The organism is Bradyrhizobium huanghuaihaiense, assembly GCF_007830635.1.
GTDB lineage: Bacteria > Pseudomonadota > Alphaproteobacteria > Rhizobiales > Xanthobacteraceae > Bradyrhizobium > Bradyrhizobium huanghuaihaiense.
Genome location: NZ_VLLA01000001.1, coordinates 730,257 through 752,363, shown reverse-complemented (window position 1 = coordinate 752,363; position 22,107 = coordinate 730,257). Strand labels below are relative to the sequence as shown.

The following is a 22,107-nucleotide window of genomic DNA, read 5'->3' as shown; positions in this document are numbered from 1 at the left end:
ATGTCGTCGTTCGGATTTACATTCCTGTCCCGCAAGGCGTTGGGACAGGCTGAGCAATCGATGTTGGGCGGCACCGCCGGAGTACGCGACGAGGTCGGCTTCCTTATCATCCACCAACGCTACGCGGATCACTTCTTTCCGGGCACCTCAGTGCTGCATACGCGTTTGCGCTACGCTCTTCTGATCCCGTGGATTTTCGAAACCCTTCGCGAAAGAAGGCCATCGCCTCGCGACTTCGGCCAGGCGTATATCGATCTGGAGCACGCGATAACGGGGCGTCTGAAATTCAACGGTGAGGCAGGCGAGAAGGACGGAGTCATAGGCGGCGAAGTCTACCCGAAGGCGATCAGCCAACCTCCGGCCTACGTCTACTGGACGGCCCTCGCCAAATGGGGACTCATCGGTACCCGTCCGGACGGGCGCCCCTGGAGCCGCACTGACATAGCACGTCTTCTCGCCGCGTCCAGAAGCCGTACCCTGCTCGACGACGACGGAAGACCGCTCGAGACAGTTCCGTGGCCGATTGCCGGACTGCCCGATCTACCGAGCGACTGGAGCGGAAACGGGAAGATGTCGCTGGCGATGCCGAAGGCCGAACGGCAATTTCTCTTTCGCAAGTTGAAGGCCGTGCGCTCTCCCGCCGATCAGACGCGACCTTCCCTACTCGCGCGGTTGGTCGGTCGAGGCATCGAAGATGCGACATACTGCTGGGACAAATCTATCATAGCGTTGGCGGGTGACGAAGCTCCCATGCTGTCGCGTGCCGGGCAGGCCGCCGCATTGTCCGCGATCGGACGCGCTGTCTACGCGGCCCAGGTCGAGACGATTAAATGCGTTCGCGACAAACGGGCGCCGACCGTCATTCATCGTGATCACTTGCCTGAAACGATCGCGTTGTGGGGCAAGAAGGCGGCGGCCCTGAACCTTGAGGCGTTCCTCGACGATGTCGGCAGCCTGCCCCCGGCGGTCAAGACGGTGCTGGTAGACACGCACGAATGGGTAAAGAAGGGCGGACGGGATCCCATGCAATTGCTAGAGCCCTACGCGCGGGCCGAGCGGAGCAGGAAGCAGGACCGGACCCGGCTGAGCGACAACCAGTTCGGGGTGGACCGACGGTTGGAATGGCAGGCGGCAAAGCACGGCAAAGCAGAGCCGCTGCACTATCGCTGGAACAACGTGAAGCGCCTGCTAGGCGATCTGACGGGCGCCGCATGAGCGAGCGGCACGCGTGGCAAGGGCAGCCCTATCTTGACGAATTGCGCCCAGACCCGTCCGCTTCGGTGCGCATCGCGCTGTTCGCGAGCTATTCAGTGGACGTCTCGGCGGTGGCAGCGACCCTGCTCGCGCTCATCGGCAAGAACAACGAAAAAGGAAGCGGAACGGCGGTCGATTTCGCCCAGGCGATAGACCATCTGGCGGGCAAAGTCCAAATCCTCATCCAGCGCGGGCGTATCGCACGGCCAGTCGCCCTTCCAAAGATCGCCGGCATCCTCGATCAATTCATTATCGAGCAGCCTCACGATGAGCAGACGCGAAGCTGGCATCCAAAGATCGCGCTCGTCGCATACGACGTGCTGTCCGCACCAAGCGGTTGGAAGCTCTGGATCGGAAGTCGAAACCTGACGCGTTCCCGCGATCTGGATGTCGGCGTTCTGCTGACCGGAGGATCGAAACGCGGAAAGAACAAAGTACTTCTTCCCGGAATCGGCTCGGTCGCCGCGAGACTTGCGAACGATGCGGGACGATCCGACGGCGAAACTTTGGCGGCGGAGCTCGAACAAACATGGTGGGAAGCACCGTCCGGATACGCGGTCCGCTCGCTGCTCGACGGCCTCGGCGAGGGCGTCGTCCTCCCGCCGGAACCACCACCGGGTAAGCTCCACGGCGTGACCATCGTAAGTCCCTTCCTATCCCCGGCCTTCGTGAAGACGGCGTCGGGATGGGGACCCGACGGTGCAAGAACTTTGATTTCCACGATGCCGTCGCTAGTCGAGCTGGCAAACCGGGCAGGCAACCCTCTCGCCGGCTTCTCGAAGATTCTCGCTTACGCGGTTCCCGACCCGGCCCTCGATGAAGGAGCGGCTGCGCGAGGCGAAGCGGACGCCACCGCGGAAGACGACGCCGAACCCGCACCGCTGTCCCTACATGCGAAGATCTACAGCTTCGACATGGGCGCGGACTGCATCATCAGGGTCGGCAGCGCGAACGCGACGGATCGGGCCTGGTCAGGCAGAAACTCCGAGATCATGGTAGAATTGGGCGCAGGCGCCGAGTTTCGCCGAGGCCTTCAGTTTCTGACCGGCTTGGCTACTCCCGTCATCGTCGATGAACTCGCAAACATGCGGCCGACCGACAAGAGCGCCGCCGATGCGCTCGAAAAGTCGCGTCGGCGCCTGGTGGCGACGTGGAATCCGCGGCTGTTGCGCGACGGAGAAAAATTCACGCTGGACGCCGGGATCGTGCCGGAGCTCGCGCATGCCGATCACAAGCTCGAGGTCGGACACGCGAACGGCGATCTGCTTCCCTGGCCCATCGGCGCGAGCGTCCTCGAGCTCGGATCCGTTCCGCTCTCGCTCCAAAGCGAATTCGTCCACGTCCGCATCTCAGGACCGACGGACGAGCTCGGATGGATGCAGCGCGTCGAAGTTACCCCGGGGCTGGAAAAGGGCCGCGATCTCGCCGCACTCGCGCGCCACATGGGCCTTCGTGCCTTTCACGAGTGGATGCGCACGAGGCTCAACGGCGACACCTTGCCCTCGGACGACACGCCGTGGGACGAGGAACCGGGCAAGAGGCTCCGGGGAAGGAGTTCTTCCGTCTATGATCGACTTACCCTGGAAGACATCCTGTCTGCGTGGGCAAGAGATAACAGAGCCTTCGAGCGGGTTGATCGCCATTTCGGTCCTTACGTTGAGGCGATCCTTGCGCACGGCGAGAACCTCAGCGATGCGGACAAAGCCGATCTGCATGAATTGTCTTTGATCTGGGCAATGGCACGCGAGCGACTCGCCTCGTGACCGCCCGCGTCAAACCTTTTCAACAAGCGACGGTGGAAGCGGCGACTGCAGCGTTGCGTGGCGGCAATGCCCTCCGCCGTTTTCTAATTGCCGACGAGGTTGGGCTCGGGAAGACGGTTGTTGCTCGGGATACGATCGCTGCACTGACAAACGGCGCCCGCAAGTTCATCGTCTACTACATTACCAGCGGTCTCAAGGTCGCGGACCAGAACAAGTCGGAATTGCTGCGATTTCTGGAAGACGAGGAAGCGAAAGCCGCGCTATCCAACGTCGATCGAGTCGGCCTCATGCCCTTCGAGTCCGCTCCACGGAAAATGCGGCTCTATGCGTTCACGCCAAAGACGTCTTTCTCCGGATCGCGGCGGCTCTACGGTGGAAAGGCAGTCGAGCGTGCCTTCATCGGTTGCCTGCTCGACGAGCGATATCCCGGTTTAAGATCGGAATTCCCGAAAGGCTTCCTCGAACACGGCGCGACATCCAGTTGGCCGTGGGCCCACAGGGAAGCAAGCGAGAGGATGGAGAACGTATCGCGTCGCTTCGTCGACGCATACGGCAGCGCGTTGCGCACGGAATTCGGTCCTTCTGTAAGAGACGCCATCCTTAAGGTTGTTAAGGACGCGAAGCCCGGGCACACGCTCGGACGTCTTCGAAAGGCGCTTGCCCAAGCGGCCCTCGCAGCGACGCCCCCTGACCTTGTCGTGTTCGACGAGTTTCAGTGCTACCGGGAGCTGTTCGATCCGGCCGCGAACAATCAGCTCGCGCGAGCCTTGCTCGACGGCCCGGAAGGCGGAGCGCCTCCACCTCTTTTGCTGCTGTCGGCCACGCCCTATCGCTTTTATGCTGAGCGATGGGAGTCGGGGGCAGGGGCGCAGCCTCATGACGAGTTCTTCGACATCATAGAGTTTTTGGGTGGAAAGTCGGTGCGAACCTCCGCCCAGAATATGTTCCGGAGGTTCGGAGATTTGCTGCATGCGATTGGACGGCTCATGCCCGGCGAAAGGTCGGGACCGATGGCCGAAGCGCGCGAAATCAAGCTTGCGCTGGAGAAGATGCTGACGCCGCTCATGTCTCGGACCGAGAGACCCGTCGCAACGCACGTCGGAGAATTGCCGCGGCCGACGACTATGGAGCCGCACGATCTCGACGTTTACCGACATTTCGCTGAGCACGTTCAGGACAAGTTCAAGGGGTGCGCGATCTCTTACTGGTTGTCCGTGCCACTTCCCGCTCAAGCGCTCGGCGACCGCTATCAGATCTCGCGCGGGGTCGATTTCCCCGTGTCTCGAAGCGTGCCTCGCCTCAACGTCACCAACTGCTTCAAGGCACCGAAGGACGGCTGGGGAAGCGCAAAGCTACGGGCACTGAACGCGCTCGCTCCCGCAAGCGCAATTGCGTTGCCGTGGGTGGCGCCGTCGCTCCCCTGGTGGACCCCTTCCGGGCCTTGGGCGAAGGTCGAGACTTCTTCGAAGATGCTGATCTTCAGTCGGTTCCGTGCGACCCCTCAAAGCGTCGCGGCGCTGACGAGTCTCGAAGTGGAACGTCGTTACGGGGGAAAGAAACATCTGTCCTACGCTCGCGCTTGGAGGAAACGGCATCTCAATCCGAAGCCGGATCAAGGGCCGACGCTGGCCCTTTTCCATCCATCCCCGTTTCTGATCATGTCTGTCGATCCCCTTCGTGCGAGGGAGAACGCGACGATGAAACAGATACGGCTATCAGTGCGCCAGCAAATCGTCAGGGCGCTTCCGAAGTCCATCTCGCCGCAGGCGCCCAATGCGCGCGACAATCGCCGGCGCAGGCCCGCGTGGGCCGTGCTGGCGGCGATCGAGCGCGCGCAGTCGGGTGTTCGGACGCGCGACTACGAGTCCATTCGGAAGGTTTGGAAGAAAGCTGCGGTCACCGATGGCACACTGCAATTGCTTCTGAAGCAACGTCACGAAGCCGAGCCAGTCGCTTGGATCTCCACTTGGGAACTGGATGCGTTGGTCGACCTAGCCCTGGGAGCTCCCGGCAACGTTGTCGGTCGTGCGCTCTTTCGACACCTTCCCGCGCTTTTCGAGTTCGACCATGATCATTACCTGCGCCTCGTCCGTTTCTGCTGGTCTCGTTTCCGACCCTACCTCGACCGCCCAGTCTTTTGGTCCGTGTTACCGGGCGAAAGCGCAACCGAGAAATTCCAGCGTGCTTGCGTCGAGGGGTGTCTGGAAGCGACCCTGGACGAGCACTTCTGGCTGCGAAAATCCAAGGTAGATTCAGAGGCACTGATCGACGATCTCGCAGCCGCACTCGGGGCGAACGTTGGCACATTTGCGTTCAAGGACGTCGGAGAGAAGGACCGGCTCCGAATAAGATGCCACGCAGCAGTGCCGTTCGGCGCGACGGAAAGCGAGACACAGCGACAGGACCGCGGTACCGACGAACCGCCGCCGGCACGAGCCGAAGAAATCCGCGCCGCCTTCAACACTCCGTTCTGGCCGCATGTCCTGGTGACGACGTCAGTCGGGCAAGAAGGCCTTGATTTCCATAGCTGGTGCGATCGGTTGGGTCACTGGGACCTGTGTTCGAGCCCGGTCGATCTCGAACAGCGCGAAGGACGCATCCAGCGGTTCGGCGGCCTGACCGTTCGTAGGCCTCTGGCCGAAGCTCTCGGAAGGACGGCGTTGCGGGAATCGCGTGAACTTGGATCGTCGCCTTGGGATACGATCGCGCGGGAGGCGGACAAGTCCTACGGCGACGAGACGGGCATGAGCCCGTGGTGGACGATGCCGAACGCCGAATTCAAACGTCATCTCTTCGCGCTTCCGCAGAGCCGCGATTTGAATCGGTTCGCGCGATTGCGAAATCAGCGGCTGCTCTATCGCCTCGCGCTGGGACAACCTGATCAGGAGGATCTGGTGGATCTTCTGACCAATCACGATGCCGAAAGCGCGAAGGAGTTGCGAACTCTCACACTGGACCTTTCGGCATTTTCGCATCGCAAACACCGAGAATAGACAGGTGGCGATATGTCCATACCGTATTCAGAAGGATCTTCCGCCGGATTGGCCTAGCGGCGTGATCGAGCTGTGGTTAAAATCGTCGATAGCCCGGGTCTCCGGCGTCCGTACGCTCCCGCTTCTTACGGGTTTGCCGGGCCGTCCGTATCGCAGGTGAGTACGGTCGGCGCGCAGCAATCCACCGCTTTCATCGATGAAAGTTTCTTTTCAAGATGACATTTGCAAGGCTTCCGGTTGCGCCTCTGCAAGAATTCGATCAACTGCCTTTTCGACGCTTGATCGATGGAGTTTCGAACCGCAGGAACTTCTCTGCGACGAGCAAGTCGACCGCAGGCTGGATGGCAGAATTTCCCTCTTAGGCAGCCTTGTCCGACGTTCGTGACCGTCGATCGTTGTGGAGGAACGCCAGAGCTCGCTCGAAGACGTCGTTACCGACCACCCGTTCCACCCGCAGTGCGCTTCCGTGGACGTCGTACGTCGGAAATAGATCCATCCAGGCCGAGGTGACGTCGACCGGAAAGAAGCCGTATTTCTCGCCTTCCATTTTGAACGCGTGTCCCTGGATATAGAGGCGCACCTCGCGGTCCATCGAAATTCGGCGGCACTCGGTTCTGAACCGATGTCTCCATCCGTGGTTGGGCGCAACCGTGCCTTTCTCTATTTCGGCGACCTTGCGCGCCCACTCGGCGAGGCCTTCGGCGCGCGTCTTGTGCACGATGAGGCGCTCGTCCTTCAGTTTTTCGGCTCCGAAAAACAAGGGCATCCCCTCGCGTCGTTCGACGAATTCCAGGAAGCCCTGCTCGACGAGATGGCGGTGGATCGGAACGATGCGCGGTCGACCGTTCTTGCTCTCCTCGATGTCGATCGCCCATGCGCCGGCTTCGAACACGATGTTCCTCGACTCCAGTCGGGTCATCTCGGCGACGCGCGCGCCGGTGTAGGCGAGCAGCCAGGGCACCCAGCGGCGCGTGTTGGCGACATCCTCGGAGACGTCGGCGTGAGACTTGAGGCTGGCCTTCAGGATCGCGTAGACCTCGCCGTCTCGCAGGTCCTTCTCCCTCTTGCGGGGCAGCGGCTCGCCGTCGGGGACGATCGCATCGCACGGATTGACGCGGATAAGGCCCTGCTTTCGCGCAGAATTGAAGATCGTCTTGATTGCGGCGAAGTATCCGTCCTTGATGCGCAGATCGCTCAGTCTCCGCACGATCTTCAGGTGCTCGATCCATTTGCGAAGTTGATCGACCGTCACCTCGGACACTTCGTTGTGTCCGGCGAAGGCAATGAACTGGTCGACGCACGCCTTGAACGAGGCGTGGGTTTCGGGCTTTACGGTCGGCGTCCGCCGGGTCCACGCGGCGCACAGGCCCGACAGCGTGGTGCTCTCGGCGTTGGGCCAATCGGGATAGAGATCTTCGTCCTTATCGGCCCGAAGGTCGCCGCCCGCTTTCCTGATGGCGACGCGACATGCGTGCTTGGCGGCGTCCTGCGCGGCTTCGATCAATCCCCATCGGACGCCGAAGCTCACGATCAGCCCGCGCGCGGCCAGCACGGCGTCGACATGATCGCCGTGGAGGAATTCGAGGCGATCGTCATCGAAACCGGGAGAGGTGAACTCCCGCTCGATCTCGCCGTCGATCTCCTGCATGACGCGCAGCGTATGGCCCGCGCCCTCGCGCGTGTTCGCGTCGCCTGGCGGATAGAGCTTGAGCCAGCGTCGATGGATCTCTCCGGCCAGCGCCTGGATATGGACTCGCGTGAGTTCGGTCGATCGGCCGCTCCGCAATTCCGCCCACCTGGCTTCGACGGCCTGGTCGTGCTTTTCCCACGCCGCCTTGGCGAAGGCCTCGTTTCGCCCGAGGCGCTTCTTTTCCTCACGTTTGTCGCGCTTCGGACCTTTGCCCCCGGAGTTCGCGTCCAGTTCGCGCAGCACGCGTCGGACGTCGTCGGGAATCCGGCGACGGTAATGGTACACGCCGCCGCTGTCGCGGATCGGTCCTCGCTCCTTCTCTTCCTTCTTGTGCACGAGACGCCCACCGGTGCCCGGCGGCGGGTGCCGGCCGGCAGCCGTCCATTTGCGCCCCGATCCGTGAAATATTCCCTAAGCCCGCCCATATCCCTCGACCATCTCGTCGAGGAAGCGTTCTTCCGGCGGTCGATCGTGTTTCCTCCGTCATTTCGGCACCCTCTCCGTTTCGGGAGGGATCTCGGGGCTCGACGCAAGGGCGTCGGACCCTTCGCGGCGGCCGGCGCGATCCCGCTTCCACGGCAGGAGCGGCTCGACGATGGGATCGATCAGGTAGCCGAGGTCGACGGTGTAGTCCTGCACGAGGTCCCATCCGTTCTCGCCGAAGATCAGCCGCATCCAGGACTCCTCGTCGTTCCTTTCGACGAAGAGTTCGATCCGATCGACGTCCAGCAGGATCTCGAGGATCGCCTCCCGGTCGGCGGAGCGTTCGAACTCCTCGTAAGACGCGTCGGTGACGACGTAACCTTCGGCGAGCAACGCATCGATCAGCTTCGTGGCGATCACCCTGTCGAGGCGATGGACCTCCCGCCGCTTCGCGACATGGAGAAGCCGCTTGTCGAACTCGTGGTCGGTTTCGACATGCGCCTTCGAATATTTTCTGCTCTGACGCAGGAACTGATCGACGATCATGGACATGCCGACCGCACGATCGCGAACCCGGTCCGTCGTCTTGACCACGGTGGCGTACAGCGAGTCGGGTTCGCGGCCGTCCTTCGGCCACTGCTTGGCGTGGGGTCGCCACCGGTAGAGCCTGAACGTCTCGTATTCGTCCTCCCAGTCGTGGACGCCCCAGGCTCCGCCGAGTTCGAGCGCGGTCTTGATCGCTTCGAGACCCGAGAGATTGTGGGCGACGACAATGTGGTCGTCGCCGATGTCGGCGGGGGCGAGGTAGACCGTGAACGTGCGCTTATCGGCCTGATCGGTCATTTCAGCATCTTCTCGATCTTGAGGACGTCGTCGGGCGAGTTCAGCACGAGCACGCGGATCCCGTGGTCGCGCTGGTCGGCATCCGGCTGATTCCACGGCAAATACGGTTCGCAGATCGGATCGATGATGCGTTCGAGATCGACGCTGTAGTCGCGAACGACATCCCACCCGTCCTCGTCGAACGTCAGGCTGATGGAGCCGTTCTTTTTTCCCTTGTGGACGGCCAGTTCGGCGCACTCGACCTGCCAGAGATAGTCGAGGATGCCGTCGCGATCGGTCGAATGCTCGAACTCCGGCTCGTCGTCCTGCAGGTCGCAGGTGATCGTGTAGCCGTCCGCCAACAAGGCGTCGACGAGCTTTGTCGCGATCTCGCGGTCGATCCGGCGCACCTCGCGCGCCCTAGCCACCCGGCCGAGGCGTTCGTCGAAGCTCGTGTCGCCGTCGACCCGGCCTTCCCAGTAGAGATGGTTGAACCGGATGACCTGGGCCGCGATCATCTCCATCGCCGCCGCCCTGTCGCGGTCCGCGTCGCCGCCGCGGACGACGGTGGCGTGCAGCCGTTCGTTGAAGGCCCTGTCGGCCCGGCGCTTGTCGGGAAAGGCCGTCAGGACGTAGTGCGTGAAGGTCCCATAATCGCTCTCGTGCACGTTGGTCTTCCAGCCGCTTTCGTAGCCGAAGACGACCTTCATCGCCTCCGTGGCCGACAGCCCCCGTGCGATCACGGTGTCGTCCTTGTCGATGTAGTCCTCGGGAAGGTAGAGAGTGTAGGTCTGCGTCTTGGTCATGATGTCTCGCCGTCGAATTCCAGATTTTCCAGGAACTTCTTCATCTTCTTGTGCCGGAATCCGCCGAAGCTCGGGAGGAAGGTGTCCACGATCGTTCTCTTGGTCATCTCTTTTCCTTTCGTCAGTTCACCGACCTTTTCGGGCCCAGCATGTCGTGCACGGTTTCGTTCGACTCGAGCCCATGCCGGAGCGACTCGCCGAGCGCATGGATCTGGTCGGCGGTGACGCGTCCTCGGGTGAGGTCCCATATCTCGACGCCGCCGACGGTGCACACCGCGAACAAGCCGAGGATCATGGTGGGACCGAACACCGTCATGTCCGTCACGAAGGCGTCGACCGTTCCTCCTTCCAGAGCATCGTAGAGACGTGCGTATCCAGGCATCTCCACTACGGCGCCGGCCCCGACGTCAAACGCCTCGTCGACGATAGCGCCGCCCTGTGCGGCGACGAAGGTCCGACAAAGCTCGCGCTGCTTTTCGACCGACGGCGGGCGCTCGACCTTGCAGTAGGCGAAGAAACGCTTCGCAGGCGCCTCCGCTTTCGTCTTGCTCGTCGTAGTTCCTTCGGTCATGTCGCTTCTCCGTTGACGTCAACCCGGCGCATCGCGCGCTTCGTCGTCCTGGTTAGGCGCCCCTCGAAGAATATGCGCGGGTCGTCCTCCATGATCTCTTCGAAGAATTCGAGCGCGCGGACGTGGTCGGCCGCGACGAGGGCGGTCCGCGGGACCACGCCGCGCAGGACGGGCTCGAAGACGCCGCCGTCCAACCGACGGCGACCGATGACGTACTCACGGAAGTCGGTCCGGTCGCGGTAGAACATGGCGGCGCCGTGCTCGCGGCGATGCTCCAGCGCGATGACGAGAGCCTGAGCGATCGTCACATTGTGCGCGATGGTCTCCTCGCCGCCATCGCGCTTGATGATCATCGCGTACTTCTTGCCGTCCATGCGGCGCGGCGTGGCGATATAGACCGAGCGCCAGGGGTGGTCGATCGACGGGCCGCGTTCGGTTGTCGGTGTCTTGTCCATGTTCGCGCTCCTATGCGTGCCCCGGGCGACCGAACGCGAACGCGTGCTTCTCGCGCCGGCGGCGTTCCTTCGCGGCCCGGTACTTGTTCGGGTCGATCGAGTCCGCGAACGCCTGCGCCGCGGCCTCGACCGAGATCTCCCTGATCGCCTTCTTCTCGATGCCGGGGCTGGCGAACGCGCGCAGCAACTTGCCGACCGCGACGGCATCCATCCTCTCGAGCGCCCGGCTCACCGCCTCGCTCTGGCGCGCGCCCGCCTCCCAGTCGAAGTCCCAAAGCGCCTCGAACTCGCCGGGCCGCAGGCCGTCGAGCGACCGGTGGCGCTTTTCCGCGCAACGGTCGAGGAGCCTGCGCACGGTCCCGAGCGGGACGAGCACCACGATGCGATCGGACGCGGGATCGTACCGGTCGAAGCGGACGCCGTGCGGAATTCCGAGCTTGAGCGCCAGCTGGATCGCGAAGGTCTGGCAGAACGATTTCGCGAGCGTCGCGCACTGCTTGGCGGGGTCGGCCGTTTCCGCGAAGAACTTCAGAAAGTCGTCGCGGTCGAATTCGTCATGCATCTGCAGAAACGCGCTTGCCCCGGCGGCGCGATCGCGCGCACCGGACAGCAGCGGCGCCCAGGCCGGCGACGAGAAGCCGGAGAAGTCGCTCATATAGCCCTCGAGCGTCGGAAGCAGACTCATTTCGATTTCCTCTCTCGCGCTACGCGCGCTGTTCCGGGTGGTGGGGACCGGGCTGTGACGATGCCTTCCGGCGGGTGGAGACGAGGTCCGCGAACCGCGTCCAGTCGACGGCCTCCTCGAACGACAGGCGGACGTCGTCGCCGCCCGTCATCTCGGCGTACAGCCGCTCCTCGATCTCGGGATCGACGAAGCCGGCGAGCAGGTCGCAGAGTTCGACCCGCCCCCAGCGTTCGACGGGTTCGGCGAGCCACTGCTCCACGGCATCCTCGGGATAGGGAACGACACCGTCGTGGGGCGCGAAGCGGTCGCGGATCGACCCGAGGAGCCGTTGGTGCCCCTCTTTCGCGCTGCGTTCGAGCAGCTTGCCGGCGCTGCCGATCGGCATCGTGGCGAGGATGAAGTCGGTGGTGCCGCCGCCCGCGGCCGCCGGGATGTCGAATTCGGAGAACGTCAATCCGAGCTCGAACCCCAGCCATCGCGAAATGTCCGCGTCGAAGCGGCGGCAGTAGCGCGTGGCGAGCGCGGCGAAGAAGCGCGAGGCCTCGCTGGTCTCGCGCAGGATCGCATCGAGATCGGCGGCGGTCAGTTCGTCGGCGCCCTCGTACCTCGCGAAGCGCTCCGCGCACCTGTCCAGCGAAAACGGGAACAGATTCTCCCAGCGGGTGCCGTGGAAGCCGCCGAAGCCCGGCAGGAACGTCGTCAATCTCGTCGTCCCGGTCATGTCATGCGCTCCCTGCGGTATGCCGGCGCGCGAAATCTTCGTCGGTCACGACGCGGCCGTTCCAGAACTGGTAAGGATGCTGCAGCAGCACCTGCTCGAAGACCTCCATCGCCCGATCCGCATCGAGACCGGGAGAGCCCGAGCGGCGCACCATGGTGTACGTCGCGCATTCGAAGTCGCCTCCGCCTGCGGGGCGTCGTCCGATCGCGAATTGGCGCAAGGGACCGATGTCGCTGTGGACGATCGTGGCCCTGCCCTTGCCTCCATATTCCAACGCGAGGACCAGCGCACGGGGCAGCGGCACGCCGCACGCCACGACGGCGGCGGCACCGTCGCCGTTGTCGATGAACATGGTGTAGGTGACTTTCGACATCGCGATTCCTCTAGACCACGTAACGGGGCAGTTTCTCGATCTCGCGGAGCGCGACGAGCGGCCAGGTCTCGCCGTAGTCGTCGGCGACCTTCGCCCCGGCGTGACCCTGGATGATGTTGCGGACGTCCTCCGGCATGCCGACGAAGCGGGCGACGCTGGAGAAGCGGTGGCGCCAGCCGTGGGACGGCGCGACGCCGGCGTCGATGCCGAGCGAGCGCACCCATTCCGCGATGCGCTCCGCGACCTTCTTATGGTGCGGATTCGCATCCTTGCCGCCGCGGCCGCGGCCGGGGTCGTAGAACAGCGGCCGCTTGCCGCGCGACTTCGCGTAGTCGAGCAGTCCCTGCTCGATCAGGTGGCCGTGCAGCGGCACCTCGCGGAACGTGCGCAACTTGTTGTTGGCGCCGCGGATGCGGATCATCCAGATGCCGTCGCGCTTGACGAACTCGGCGGCCGTCAGCGGCGTCAGTTCGTTGATGCGCGCGCCCGTGTAGGCGCCGATCCAGGGCAGCCAGCGGCGCGCCGCCGCCATCTCCTCGCTGATCAGGTGCGAGAACGGCCGCAGCGTCGCGGTCAGGATCTTCGCCGCCTCGACGCCGTCAAAGCCCTTCTCGCGCTCCTTGACCTTCTTCTTGACACGCACCTTCACCTCCTTGGCGGGGTTTCCGGCGAGCAGCCCCTGGTCGACGGCGAACTGAAGCAGCGCCTTGGTCGCGGCGAGGTAGACGTCCCGGATCGTGATGTTCTTCATGCCGCCTTCGAGCAGCGTGTCCTTCCAGGCGACGATGTCGGCGCGCGTGATCGCCGCGGCATCGTCATGACCGAGATGACCGATCAGCCGCTCGACGACCGGGGTCCAGCGCTTGACGGTGGCGGGCGAGAGCTGGGCTTCCTTTGCGTAGGACTTGAAGAGGAGGCGCAGCGGCACCGGCGGCTTCGGCGCGCCTGCGGCCGGCGCCGTGGGCGAGACTGCCGTCACGGACACCGGTGACAAAGCGGGCGCGGCCGGCACCGACGCAGTGTCGGTGGCCGCCGGCTCCGGCTCGCGGCCCGCCGCGGACACGCGCGAGAACTTGGCGTCCAAATAGGAGGCGAAGCGCTCCGAATTCGTGATGCGCGTGCCGTCGATCTCGGCCCATGCGCGCTCGAGCCGCGCCAGCTCTTCGAGGTTGCGGATCCGCGCCATGGCGGGATCGCGCGTCTGCAGCGAGAACTTGATCTCGCTCCTGCCGACGACGTCCTTCAATCGTTCGGGGACGCGTTTCCGGAACAGATAGATTCCGCTTTCCGGATGGCGCTTCGGCGTAAACGATGCGTTAACCATGATCCGTGTGTACCGACGTTGTGTACCAACGGTGGATCCGGAAAACCCTTTGGATTCAAAAGGTCCGCTGTTTTCTAGGGGTTTTCGAGGGGGGTGGCGGAGAGGGAGGGATTCGAACCCCCGATAGGCTTGCACCTATGCCGCATTTCGAGTGCGGTGCATTCAACCACTCTGCCACCTCTCCTGAAGGCGCCATATAGGAGCTGCGGCCCCTGTGGTTGGGGGCGTTAATAGGCGAGGATGGCGGGCCAGACAAGGCGCGAAAGGGGAAAATCCGCTGCCTCTTTCACCTCCATCCCGCCTCCCTGGGAAGGAACTGCCATGGAGCATCTGACGGTCACGGCCAATAGCGCCAAATTCCACGTGGTTCGCGCCGGAAGCGGAAAACCGCTGCTTTTGCTGCATGGATGGCCGGAATTCTGGCTGACCTGGGAGCCGGTGATATCCAGGCTTTCGGACCGCTTCACCCTGATCGCGCCTGACCTGCGCGGCTTCGGCGACAGCGACAAGCCGGATGGGCCTTTTGGGCCGGACGGCCATGCGGCCGACATGCTGGCGCTGATGGAGGGGCTCGGCATCGACCGATTCGGCGTGGTCGGGCACGATGTCGGCGGCGCCGTGATGCAGCCGCTGGCGCGGCAGGCAGCGGGGCGGCTCGCCGGGCTGTTCTTCTTCGATTTCGTCTATCCCGGCATCGGGCCGCGCATGGCGGCGCCTGATCGGCTCAACCACATCTGGTACCAGTCCTTCCAGCAGATGGAGATGGCGCCGGCGCTGGTCGGTGCGAGCCGCGAAAACTGCCGGCTCTATATCGGCCACTTCCTGAAGGGCTGGGCGCATCGCAAGAACGCCTTCGACGACGTCCTCGACGCCTTTGCCGACAATTTCTTCAAAGACGGCAATCTCGTCGGCGGCTTTGCGCATTATCGGGCCTCGCATGCCGGGCGGGTCGCGATGATGAAGGGCGAAGCACCACAGCTTCCACCGATCGACGTGCCGACCTGCGTGCGCTGGGCCGAGCACGATCCGCTGTTTCCCTATGCGTGGACCGATCGGCTCTCCGAGACCTTCAGTGCGCTCGATCTCGCGAAGTTTCCCGGCGTCGGCCACTTCCCGCATCGGGAAGACCCGGATCGCGCGGCGGCGGAGATCGCGGCGTTCTTTCAGCGCATCGGCTGGAGCTGAGACATCGGAAGAACGGGTGGGACCGCCAGACGCGGTAAACACTGGCGGTCCCGTGCCGCTCATTGCAATGCTGGCCGTGAAGGGCGGCTTCGCCGGCCAGGTGAAGCGACGATTCGACCCTAGCGTGCAGCCTGCGCCCCGCAACGCAATCCGGTCCTTAACCTAACCGATCAAGGTTACTCCTTGTCGTTCTTACCTTTTTTCTTCCCGTTCTCCGTAGAATCCCTGTCTTTTCCGTTGCCGTTCTCCTTGCGGCGGTTGGTGAAGCGCGCATTGCCGAGCCCGGTCCCGATGGTGAGCACGCCCCAGCGCTCGACATGCTGCATGAACGGCACCTCGGAGAGGCCCTGAACCACGCCGTCATTGTGCATCAGGATCGCGGTGTCATGCGCGCCGATCTCGGGGATGGCCTCGACGAGGCTTGCCGGCAGGTTGAACTTGCTGCTCTCCCAATTGCCCGGCAGGTTCTGCGCGCCCTTTTCGATCGAGCCGTCCGCGTTGATCACGCCGGGACAGGCAATGCCGATGAAGGGCGCAAGCTTGAAGCCTTCGGCCTCGGCGTCCTCGATCAGGCCTTCGAGCATCTTGACCAGCCGTTTGACTGCGGCTTCGCGGCTCGGCTCGTCATCGGCATGGCGCCATAGATCGGATTTGAAGACCCCCGCCTTGGACAGATCGGGCGCTTTCTTCCAACGCGTCTCGACGATGCCGCAGCGGATGTTGGTCCCGCCGATGTCGACCGCGAGGATGCTGTCATAGGCCTCGAAAATCCAGGACGGCGCGAGATGCAGGGCGCCGATCAGGCCGGCATCATCCGGATCGAAGCGGATCGGCACGAGGTCGACCTTGAAGCCTTCCGATTTCAGGATGATCTCGGCCCGGGCGATGGCGATTTCGCCGAGCCGGCTGGCACGGAAGCCGCCACCGACCACGATGCATTCGGTCTTGGCCCAGGCCTTGGTCTTGAGAAACCGCCGGGTGACATAAGCGAGCTCCTGGGCGAAATCCTCGATCGCACTATGGACGACCGCCGTGGCCTCGGTATCGTCGCCGACCAGAACCGCATCGAGGGCCTTCTTGCTGATCTTGTCGGATGGCTCGTCGCCGAACGGATCCTCGCCGCTCTTGCGCAACGGCTTGCGCCACTGTTCGAGGATCTCGCGAAACGCACCCTTGCTGGCGCGATCGCCGAGAAAACCGTCCTCGTCCTTGATCTCGATGTTGAAGCTGTCGACGTCGACTGACGGCAGGCGGCTCGCCCCGTGCTGGGCGATGCCCGTCGTCTTGACCAGTTCGTCCGTTGCCATGGGAGCCCTTGCCCGCTTATCTGTTCCGGCGGACTAACGGCGGGGGAACCGGTTTGTTGCAAGGCCGGTCGAGATTTGGCGGAAGGCCGGCAGCAGAGCCAAATCCTTCAAATCCGGGCCATTTTCGCCCGCTTTTTCTTGACTTGCGGCTGTTGGCCGCTATAAGTCCCACAGCCGGCGCGGGGCGTTTCTCGCGCTGCTTGTTTTTGCGTGGGTTTTCAAAGGGATAACTCCCACCCGCACAAGACGCACATAAACCCATAGCGACTGACAAAAAGCCGACCCGGACGATGCTCGTCCCGAGGCCGGGATTGAACACGGAGAAAGAACGATGTTCGCAGTCATCAAAACCGGCGGCAAGCAATACCGCGTCGTGCCGGATGATGTTCTCGAAGTTGGCAAGATCGAAGGCGAAGTCGGCTCGATCGTGCAGTTGAATGAAGTTCTGGTGCTCGGCGGCGACACGCCGGTGCTGGGCGTTCCGACGGTCGCAGGCGCGTCCGTTGCGGTCGAGGTGCTCGACCACAAGCGCGGCCCGAAGGTCATCGCGTTCAAGAAGCGCCGCCGCAAGAATTCGCGCCGCAAGCGCGGCTATCGCGACGAGATCACGGTCCTCCGTATCTCCGAGATCCTGGCGGACGGCGCCAAGCCCACCAAGGGCCCGCGTCCGAAGAAGGAGAAGGTGGCCAAGGAGTCCGTAAAGGAAGCCGCCGAATAACGGGATTTGATCACGCCAATTCACGAATTGATGCGTGAGAAATCGTGAAATGATTCCGTCAAGGAATTGATCTAGAAATACGCAGGATTTCGGAGACGAGCCATGGCTCACAAAAAAGCAGGCGGTTCATCGCGTAACGGACGCGATTCGAAGGGCAAGCGCCTCGGCATCAAGGCGTTCGGCGGGGAGATCGTCACTCCCGGCAACATCATTGCGCGTCAGCGCGGCACCACCTGGCACCCCGGCCTTAATGTCGGCATGGGCACGGACCACACTTTGTTCGCCAAGGTTGAAGGTCGTGTTGCATTCCAGGCCAAAGCCAACGGCCGCACCTTTGTATCGGTACTCCCGATCGCAGAGGCGGCTGAATAGACGGTGGATCAAATTGGAGTCCGCCGGGTCCTACCAAACCGGCGGAGTCCTAGAGATCAACAGATCGAAGGCTCCAGGGGAGGCGGGAAACCGGCCTCCCCTTTTCTTTGACTTGCTCACTTTGACTTAGTGACTTTCACGGAGCCGGACATGTTGCAGGACTTCTCGAGCGTGACCTTGCGGGAGGCGAGACCGAGCGTTGTCGCCACCGAGCGGCTGACGTTGCGGCGGCCGACCCTCGCCGACGTCAGGACCATCGCCCGGCTCGCCAACGACCGCCGCGTCGCCGAGAACACGCGCCGCCTGCCGCATCCCTATTCGCAGGACGACGCCGTCGAGTTCATCCGCGCCACGTCCGAGCTCGGCAGCGAGACCGTGTTCCTGATCGAGCACGACAGCGGCCCGGTCGGCATGGTCGGGATCGACTGCTCCAAGCCCGGCAACGCCGAGCTCGGCTACTGGCTCGGCGTCGAGCATTGGGGCCAGGGCTTCGCCACCGAAGCTGCGCGCGGCGCGATCGACTTCTTCTTCGAGGAGTACGAGGACGACCATCTCCATGCCGGCGCGCGCGTCACCAACCCGGCCTCGCGCAAGGTGCTGGAGAAGTGCGGCTTCCAGTGGAGCGGCGTCCAGCTGCACCGCTTCCTGGCGCTGGGCTCCTCCACGCCGGTCGACTGCTTCCGCCTCTCCCGCGGCGTGTGGGCGTCGCTGAAGAGCTGGAGCAGCGCGAGACGGGTGAGGTAGGACGCGGGGCACAGCGGCAAACACAACTGTCGTCCCCGCGAACGCGGGGACCCATAACCACAGGGAGGAGTGTGAGGCAAAGCTCCCACTCCGAGTCTTCGCAAAACGTCTCCCAGTGGGTATGGGTCCCGGATCTGCGCTGCGCTTGTCCGGGACGACAGTGTGGGCGCGGCTATGCCGGCGGATTCACCTCGGCGCTCGCGCGCCCCAAATCCCGTTCACGCAAGTAGATATAGAACCCCGCGCCGCTGATGATCGCCGCGCCGACGATGGTCGCGATCGAGGGGACATCGCCGAACACGACGAAGCCGAAGATCACGGCCCAGACGATCATCGAATATTGATACGGCACCACGACGCTCGCCGGTGCCAGCTTGAGCGAGCGGTTGACGCAGAACAGCGCGGTCACCGAGATGAGCCCGGCCAACGCGAAGATCACCAGGCTGCCCGAGGTCGGCGGCACCCAGTGGAACGTCGACAGCACCGCGCCAAGCGAGAACGTGCCGATGAACTGCGAGGACGCCATGACGATGTCTGGCGTCTTGCGCAGGCTGCGCGTGATCAGCATCAGGGTTGCAAAGGAGAGACTGCCGCCGAGCGCGATCAGCGCCGGCAGGCTGACGGTCTGGGCCGACGGCCGCAGCGCGATCAAGACACCGCAGAAGCCGATCAGGATCGCGGTCCAGCGCCGCCAACCGACCTTCTCGCCCAGAAAGATCGCCGACATCGCGGTGACGAAGATGGGACCTGCGAGATAATAGGTGATGACGTCGGCGAGCGGCAGATAGACCGTGGCGAGGAAGAAGGCGGCGACCTCCAGCGTCGAGAGCACGACGCGAAACAGCTGCAGGCCCGGCCGCTCCAGATGCAGGAACTGATGGCGCTGCTTCCAGATCAGCGGCGACAGCAACAGCAGCGCCGCGCAGGCGCGCAGGAACAAGAGCTGCCCCACCGAATAGGTCCCGACCAGGAACTTGCCCATGGCGTCGCCGAACGAGAACATGAAGATCGACAGCACCATCAGCGCGATGCCGGCCAGGCGCGCGGAGCGGTCGTCGTAGGCGGAGAGGTTCTTGAAGAAGGGCATCGATCGAACTGCGAGGGATCGTCATTGCGAGCGAAGCGAAGCAATCCAGACTGTCTTCGCGGCGGCAGTCTGGATCGCTTCGTCGCTTCGCTCCTCGCAATGACGGGGAGAGAGCATCAGGAATCGGCGAATAGTGTCGCTTGCGGCCGTTTTAATGGCGTGGACGCGCGGGACAAGCCCGCCCCCGCCGAATTGAACGGATTGTCGCACTCTTCGCATCGCGGTAGCGATAGAGGCGGCACCGAGAAAAAGAGCTTTGGCATGACCGATTTCGATCCGAACCAACATCGCATGATCCCCACGCAACGCTGGTTTGAGGATTTCGTGGTCGGTGAGCGCTTCGTGCTGCCGAGCCGCACCCAGACCTCCGCGGTCTTCGCAGCATTCCAGACCGCGAGCGGCGACACCCATCCCGTGCATTACGATGTGGAATATTGCCGCAGCCGCGGCATGCCGCATTTGCTCGCCCACGGCTTCCAGACCCTGATCCACACTGCGCCCGGCGCCGGCCTGTTTCCGTTCATGGTCGAGGACTCCCTCGTCGGCTTCCTCGAGCAATCGAGCCGGTTTCTCAAACCCGTGTACGCCGACGACACCATCTATCCCGCGCTCGAGGTCACCGAGCTGGTGCCGGGACGCACGACGGGCGTGGTCACGCTAGGGAGTACCGTGTTCAACCAGCGCAAGGAGCTGGTGCTGGAGGGCATGCAGAAATTCCTGATCCGGCGCCGGCCGGGATAGCGGAGCCGTCTCGCGGCGCGAGCGGAGCGGGCCGCACCGTGTGAACCGCGGCGGAGAAAGTGCCGACAAAGCCCGTGCACACTCCGCCCGTACGCAAAGGCCCGCGATGGCACTGCTTCCGCCCTGCTCCGAGACATTCAAGCGTTCGCTCCTGCGCGCGACGTCGGCCGCCCGGGCGAAAGGCCGCACGCATCCCGGCCCGCAGGATCTGCTGATTGCCTTGATCGAGGACGAAGACGCATCGCCGGTGCTGCAGGCCTGCGGCATCGACCTGACGCGCTTGCGGCGGGATGTCGAGACCGCAGGCACGACGGACCCGACGACGGGCCTGGGCCATCTGCTCCAGCTTGCCTTCAACGAGGCACAGCTGTCCGAACGGACGGTGGTGACCGGCGCCGACATCCTGGTCGAGCTGTTCGCCGAGCCGGTCGGCCGCTTCCTTCTCGCACAGGGCGCAACCCGCTACGACGCGCTGGTTTATCTGAGCCATGGTATCGTCAAGGGCGCAATTGCGGACGTCGAAGCCGATCGCGGCGAGGCGGCTGACCTGGAGGTCGTCCTGCTGAACGACCCCTATACGCCGGCGGAGTTCGTGACCTTCGTTCTCGAGAACGTCTTCGGGATGAGCCGCGAGCGCGCCACCGCGATCGTGTTTTCCACCCATGCGCGCAAGCGCGGCTCCTGCGGGGTGTTTCCCCGCACCGAGGCTGTGGCCTTTCGTGAAAAAATCCAAAACCTTGCGGCGGCCCGTCAGCACCCACTTCGCTGCGTCCTGCTGCCGGCCGGCGATGCGCCGCCGGCCTGACGGTCTGCACGGAGCGCGCCCCCTGTTTCGATCCGGCTGTATCACATACAAGTCATGCCGGACGGTGCCATCGGGTTAAGCAAGGGCCGAAATTCGCGGAATTTCGGCCGATTTGCGGGTCAATCCGGGTTGCCGGAGGGGGCCGGCTGGCCTACCTATGGCCCATGAAATTCCTCGACGAAGCAAAGGTCTATATCCGCTCCGGTGACGGCGGGAACGGCTGCGTGGCGTTCCGCCGCGAGAAGTTCATCGAATTCGGCGGCCCCTCCGGCGGCAATGGCGGCCGCGGCGGCAATGTCATCCTTGAGGTCGCGGACGGGCTGAACACGCTGATCGACTACCGCTACCAGCAGCACTTCAAGGCCCAGAAGGGCGAGAACGGCATGGGCTCGGACCGCCATGGCGCCAACGGCAAGAACATCGTGCTGAAGGTCCCCATGGGCACGCAGATCTTCGACGAGGATCGCGAGACGCTGATCCACGACTTCACCAAGGTCGGCGAAAAATTCGTGCTGGCCGAGGGCGGCAATGGCGGCTTCGGCAACGCGCATTTCAAGTCGTCGACCAACCGCGCGCCGCGCAACGCCAATCCCGGCCAGCCCGGCGAGGAACGCTGGATCTGGCTGCGGCTGAAGCTGATCGCGGACGCCGGCCTCGTCGGCATGCCCAATGCCGGCAAGTCGACCTTCCTGTCCAAGGTCAGCGCGGCGCGGCCGAAGATCGCCGACTATCCCTTCACCACGCTGCATCCGCAGCTCGGCGTCGTGAACGCCGACGGCCGCGAATTCGTGCTGGCGGACATTCCCGGCCTGATCGAAGGCGCGCATGAAGGCACCGGCCTCGGCGACCGTTTCCTCGGCCATGTCGAGCGTTGCCGCGTGCTGCTGCATCTGATCGACGCGACAAGCGAGCACGCCGGCAAGGCCTACAAGACGGTGCGCAAGGAGCTCGACGCCTATGGCGGACAGCTCACCGACAAGATCGAGATCGTCGCGCTGAACAAGATCGACGCGGTCGAGCCGGATGAATTGAAGAAGCAGAAGGACCGCCTTAAGCGCGCCGCCAAGAAGACGCCGCTCCTGATCTCGGGCGTCACCGGCCAGGGCGTGAAGGAAGCGCTGCGCGCGCTCGCGGATGTGATCGGCGAAAGCCCGGTGTCTGCGAAGGCGAAGAGCGCGGCTGAAGCGGAGCCGTGGTCGGCCTAGTGGTCGTCCCGGCGAAGGCCGGGACCCATAACCACCGAACGCGATTTGGCGACGATTGGTCAT

At 63.7% G+C, this 22,107-nt stretch carries 21 protein-coding genes and 1 tRNA gene; 10 read left to right on the top strand and 12 right to left on the bottom strand.

Annotation, left to right across the window (positions count from 1 at the left end; all coding sequences use genetic code 11):
• The 3 genes from IQ16_RS03600 to IQ16_RS03590 are packed head-to-tail and all read left to right on the top strand — an operon-like array spanning position 1 to position 6,010.
• The gene (locus IQ16_RS03600; protein WP_145831196.1) at positions 1-1,215 is read left to right on the top strand and encodes a DUF6361 family protein; all 1,215 of its coding nucleotides are present in this window, start codon (positions 1-3) and stop codon (positions 1,213-1,215) included.
• Entirely contained in the window at positions 1,212-3,017 is a 1,806-nt protein-coding gene (locus tag IQ16_RS03595; RefSeq protein ID WP_145831195.1) for a phospholipase D family protein, read from the top strand. The genes IQ16_RS03600 and IQ16_RS03595 overlap by 4 nt, the downstream gene beginning before the upstream one ends.
• Positions 3,014-6,010, top strand: a complete 2,997-nt coding sequence (locus tag IQ16_RS03590; RefSeq protein WP_145831194.1) for a C-terminal helicase domain-containing protein — start codon at positions 3,014-3,016, stop codon at positions 6,008-6,010. Before IQ16_RS03595 ends, IQ16_RS03590 begins: the two co-directional genes overlap by 4 nt.
• A 358-nt stretch (positions 6,011-6,368) precedes the next feature.
• Here IQ16_RS03590 and IQ16_RS03585 read toward each other — a convergent pair whose 3' ends face one another.
• From IQ16_RS03585 to IQ16_RS03540, 10 genes are all read right to left on the bottom strand, one after another.
• Entirely contained in the window at positions 6,369-8,036 is a 1,668-nt protein-coding gene (locus tag IQ16_RS03585; RefSeq protein WP_145831193.1) for a tyrosine-type recombinase/integrase, read from the bottom strand.
• A 147-nt stretch (positions 8,037-8,183) separates the two neighbouring features.
• On the bottom strand, positions 8,184-8,966 hold the full coding sequence (locus IQ16_RS03580) for a hypothetical protein (protein ID WP_145831192.1): 783 nt from the start codon (positions 8,964-8,966) through the stop codon (positions 8,184-8,186).
• Entirely contained in the window at positions 8,963-9,751 is a 789-nt protein-coding gene (locus tag IQ16_RS03575) for a hypothetical protein (protein WP_145831191.1), read from the bottom strand. Before IQ16_RS03575 ends, IQ16_RS03580 begins: the two co-directional genes overlap by 4 nt.
• A 121-nt stretch (positions 9,752-9,872) precedes the next feature.
• Positions 9,873-10,322: a serine integrase family protein gene (locus IQ16_RS03570; protein WP_145831190.1), complete on the bottom strand. Its 450-nt coding sequence runs from the start codon at positions 10,320-10,322 to the stop codon at positions 9,873-9,875.
• A complete protein-coding gene (locus IQ16_RS03565; protein ID WP_145831189.1) occupies positions 10,319-10,777 on the bottom strand; it encodes a hypothetical protein in 459 nt (152 codons plus the stop codon). The genes IQ16_RS03570 and IQ16_RS03565 overlap by 4 nt, the downstream gene beginning before the upstream one ends.
• 10 nt (positions 10,778-10,787) lie before the next feature.
• On the bottom strand, positions 10,788-11,432 hold the full coding sequence (locus IQ16_RS03560; protein ID WP_145831188.1) for a hypothetical protein: 645 nt from the start codon (positions 11,430-11,432) through the stop codon (positions 10,788-10,790).
• A 49-nt stretch (positions 11,433-11,481) separates the two neighbouring features.
• Positions 11,482-12,183, bottom strand: coding sequence for a hypothetical protein (locus tag IQ16_RS03555; RefSeq protein WP_145831187.1), 702 nt, complete (start codon positions 12,181-12,183; stop codon positions 11,482-11,484).
• A gap of 1 nt (position 12,184) precedes the next feature.
• A complete protein-coding gene (locus IQ16_RS03550; protein WP_145831186.1) occupies positions 12,185-12,556 on the bottom strand; it encodes a hypothetical protein in 372 nt (123 codons plus the stop codon).
• 10 nt (positions 12,557-12,566) lie between these two features.
• Positions 12,567-13,880, bottom strand: a complete 1,314-nt coding sequence (locus tag IQ16_RS03545) for a DUF6538 domain-containing protein (protein WP_145831185.1) — start codon at positions 13,878-13,880, stop codon at positions 12,567-12,569.
• Positions 13,881-13,974: 94 nt separating this feature from the next.
• Positions 13,975-14,064 (bottom strand) — tRNA-Ser (locus tag IQ16_RS03540).
• 137 nt (positions 14,065-14,201) lie between these two features.
• On the opposite strand from IQ16_RS03540, the gene IQ16_RS03535 reads away from it, so the two are divergent.
• Positions 14,202-15,065 (top strand): alpha/beta fold hydrolase, encoded by an 864-nt coding sequence (locus tag IQ16_RS03535; protein WP_018643859.1) that lies wholly within the window; start codon positions 14,202-14,204, stop codon positions 15,063-15,065.
• A 176-nt stretch (positions 15,066-15,241) separates the two neighbouring features.
• Here the strand turns inward: IQ16_RS03535 and IQ16_RS03530 are convergent, their stop codons facing one another.
• A complete protein-coding gene (locus IQ16_RS03530; RefSeq protein WP_018643860.1) occupies positions 15,242-16,372 on the bottom strand; it encodes an ROK family protein in 1,131 nt (376 codons plus the stop codon).
• A gap of 331 nt (positions 16,373-16,703) precedes the next feature.
• Here IQ16_RS03530 and rplU point away from each other — a divergent pair, with 331 nt between their 5' ends.
• The 3 genes from rplU (at position 16,704) to IQ16_RS03515 (ending at position 18,206) form a co-directional block, all read left to right on the top strand.
• Positions 16,704-17,090 (top strand): 50S ribosomal protein L21, encoded by a 387-nt coding sequence (gene rplU / locus IQ16_RS03525; protein WP_018643861.1) that lies wholly within the window; start codon positions 16,704-16,706, stop codon positions 17,088-17,090.
• Between the two features lie 102 nt (positions 17,091-17,192).
• Positions 17,193-17,462 (top strand): 50S ribosomal protein L27, encoded by a 270-nt coding sequence (rpmA, locus tag IQ16_RS03520; protein ID WP_018643862.1) that lies wholly within the window; start codon positions 17,193-17,195, stop codon positions 17,460-17,462.
• 150 nt (positions 17,463-17,612) lie between these two features.
• The gene (locus tag IQ16_RS03515) at positions 17,613-18,206 is read left to right on the top strand and encodes a GNAT family N-acetyltransferase (RefSeq protein ID WP_026312120.1); all 594 of its coding nucleotides are present in this window, start codon (positions 17,613-17,615) and stop codon (positions 18,204-18,206) included.
• Positions 18,207-18,378: 172 nt separating this feature from the next.
• Here IQ16_RS03515 and IQ16_RS03510 read toward each other — a convergent pair whose 3' ends face one another.
• Complete coding sequence (locus IQ16_RS03510) at positions 18,379-19,293, bottom strand: DMT family transporter (protein ID WP_018643864.1); 915 nt, start codon at positions 19,291-19,293, stop codon at positions 18,379-18,381.
• Positions 19,294-19,554: 261 nt separating this feature from the next.
• Here IQ16_RS03510 and IQ16_RS03505 point away from each other — a divergent pair, with 261 nt between their 5' ends.
• The 3 genes from IQ16_RS03505 (at position 19,555) to obgE (ending at position 22,044) form a co-directional block, all read left to right on the top strand.
• Positions 19,555-20,034, top strand: coding sequence for a MaoC family dehydratase (locus IQ16_RS03505; protein ID WP_018643865.1), 480 nt, complete (start codon positions 19,555-19,557; stop codon positions 20,032-20,034).
• A 106-nt stretch (positions 20,035-20,140) separates the two neighbouring features.
• On the top strand, positions 20,141-20,839 hold the full coding sequence (locus IQ16_RS03500; RefSeq protein WP_018643866.1) for an ATP-dependent Clp protease adaptor ClpS: 699 nt from the start codon (positions 20,141-20,143) through the stop codon (positions 20,837-20,839).
• 164 nt (positions 20,840-21,003) lie between these two features.
• Positions 21,004-22,044: a GTPase ObgE gene (gene obgE, locus IQ16_RS03495; protein ID WP_018643867.1), complete on the top strand. Its 1,041-nt coding sequence runs from the start codon at positions 21,004-21,006 to the stop codon at positions 22,042-22,044.
• Positions 22,045-22,107 lie beyond the last annotated feature (63 nt).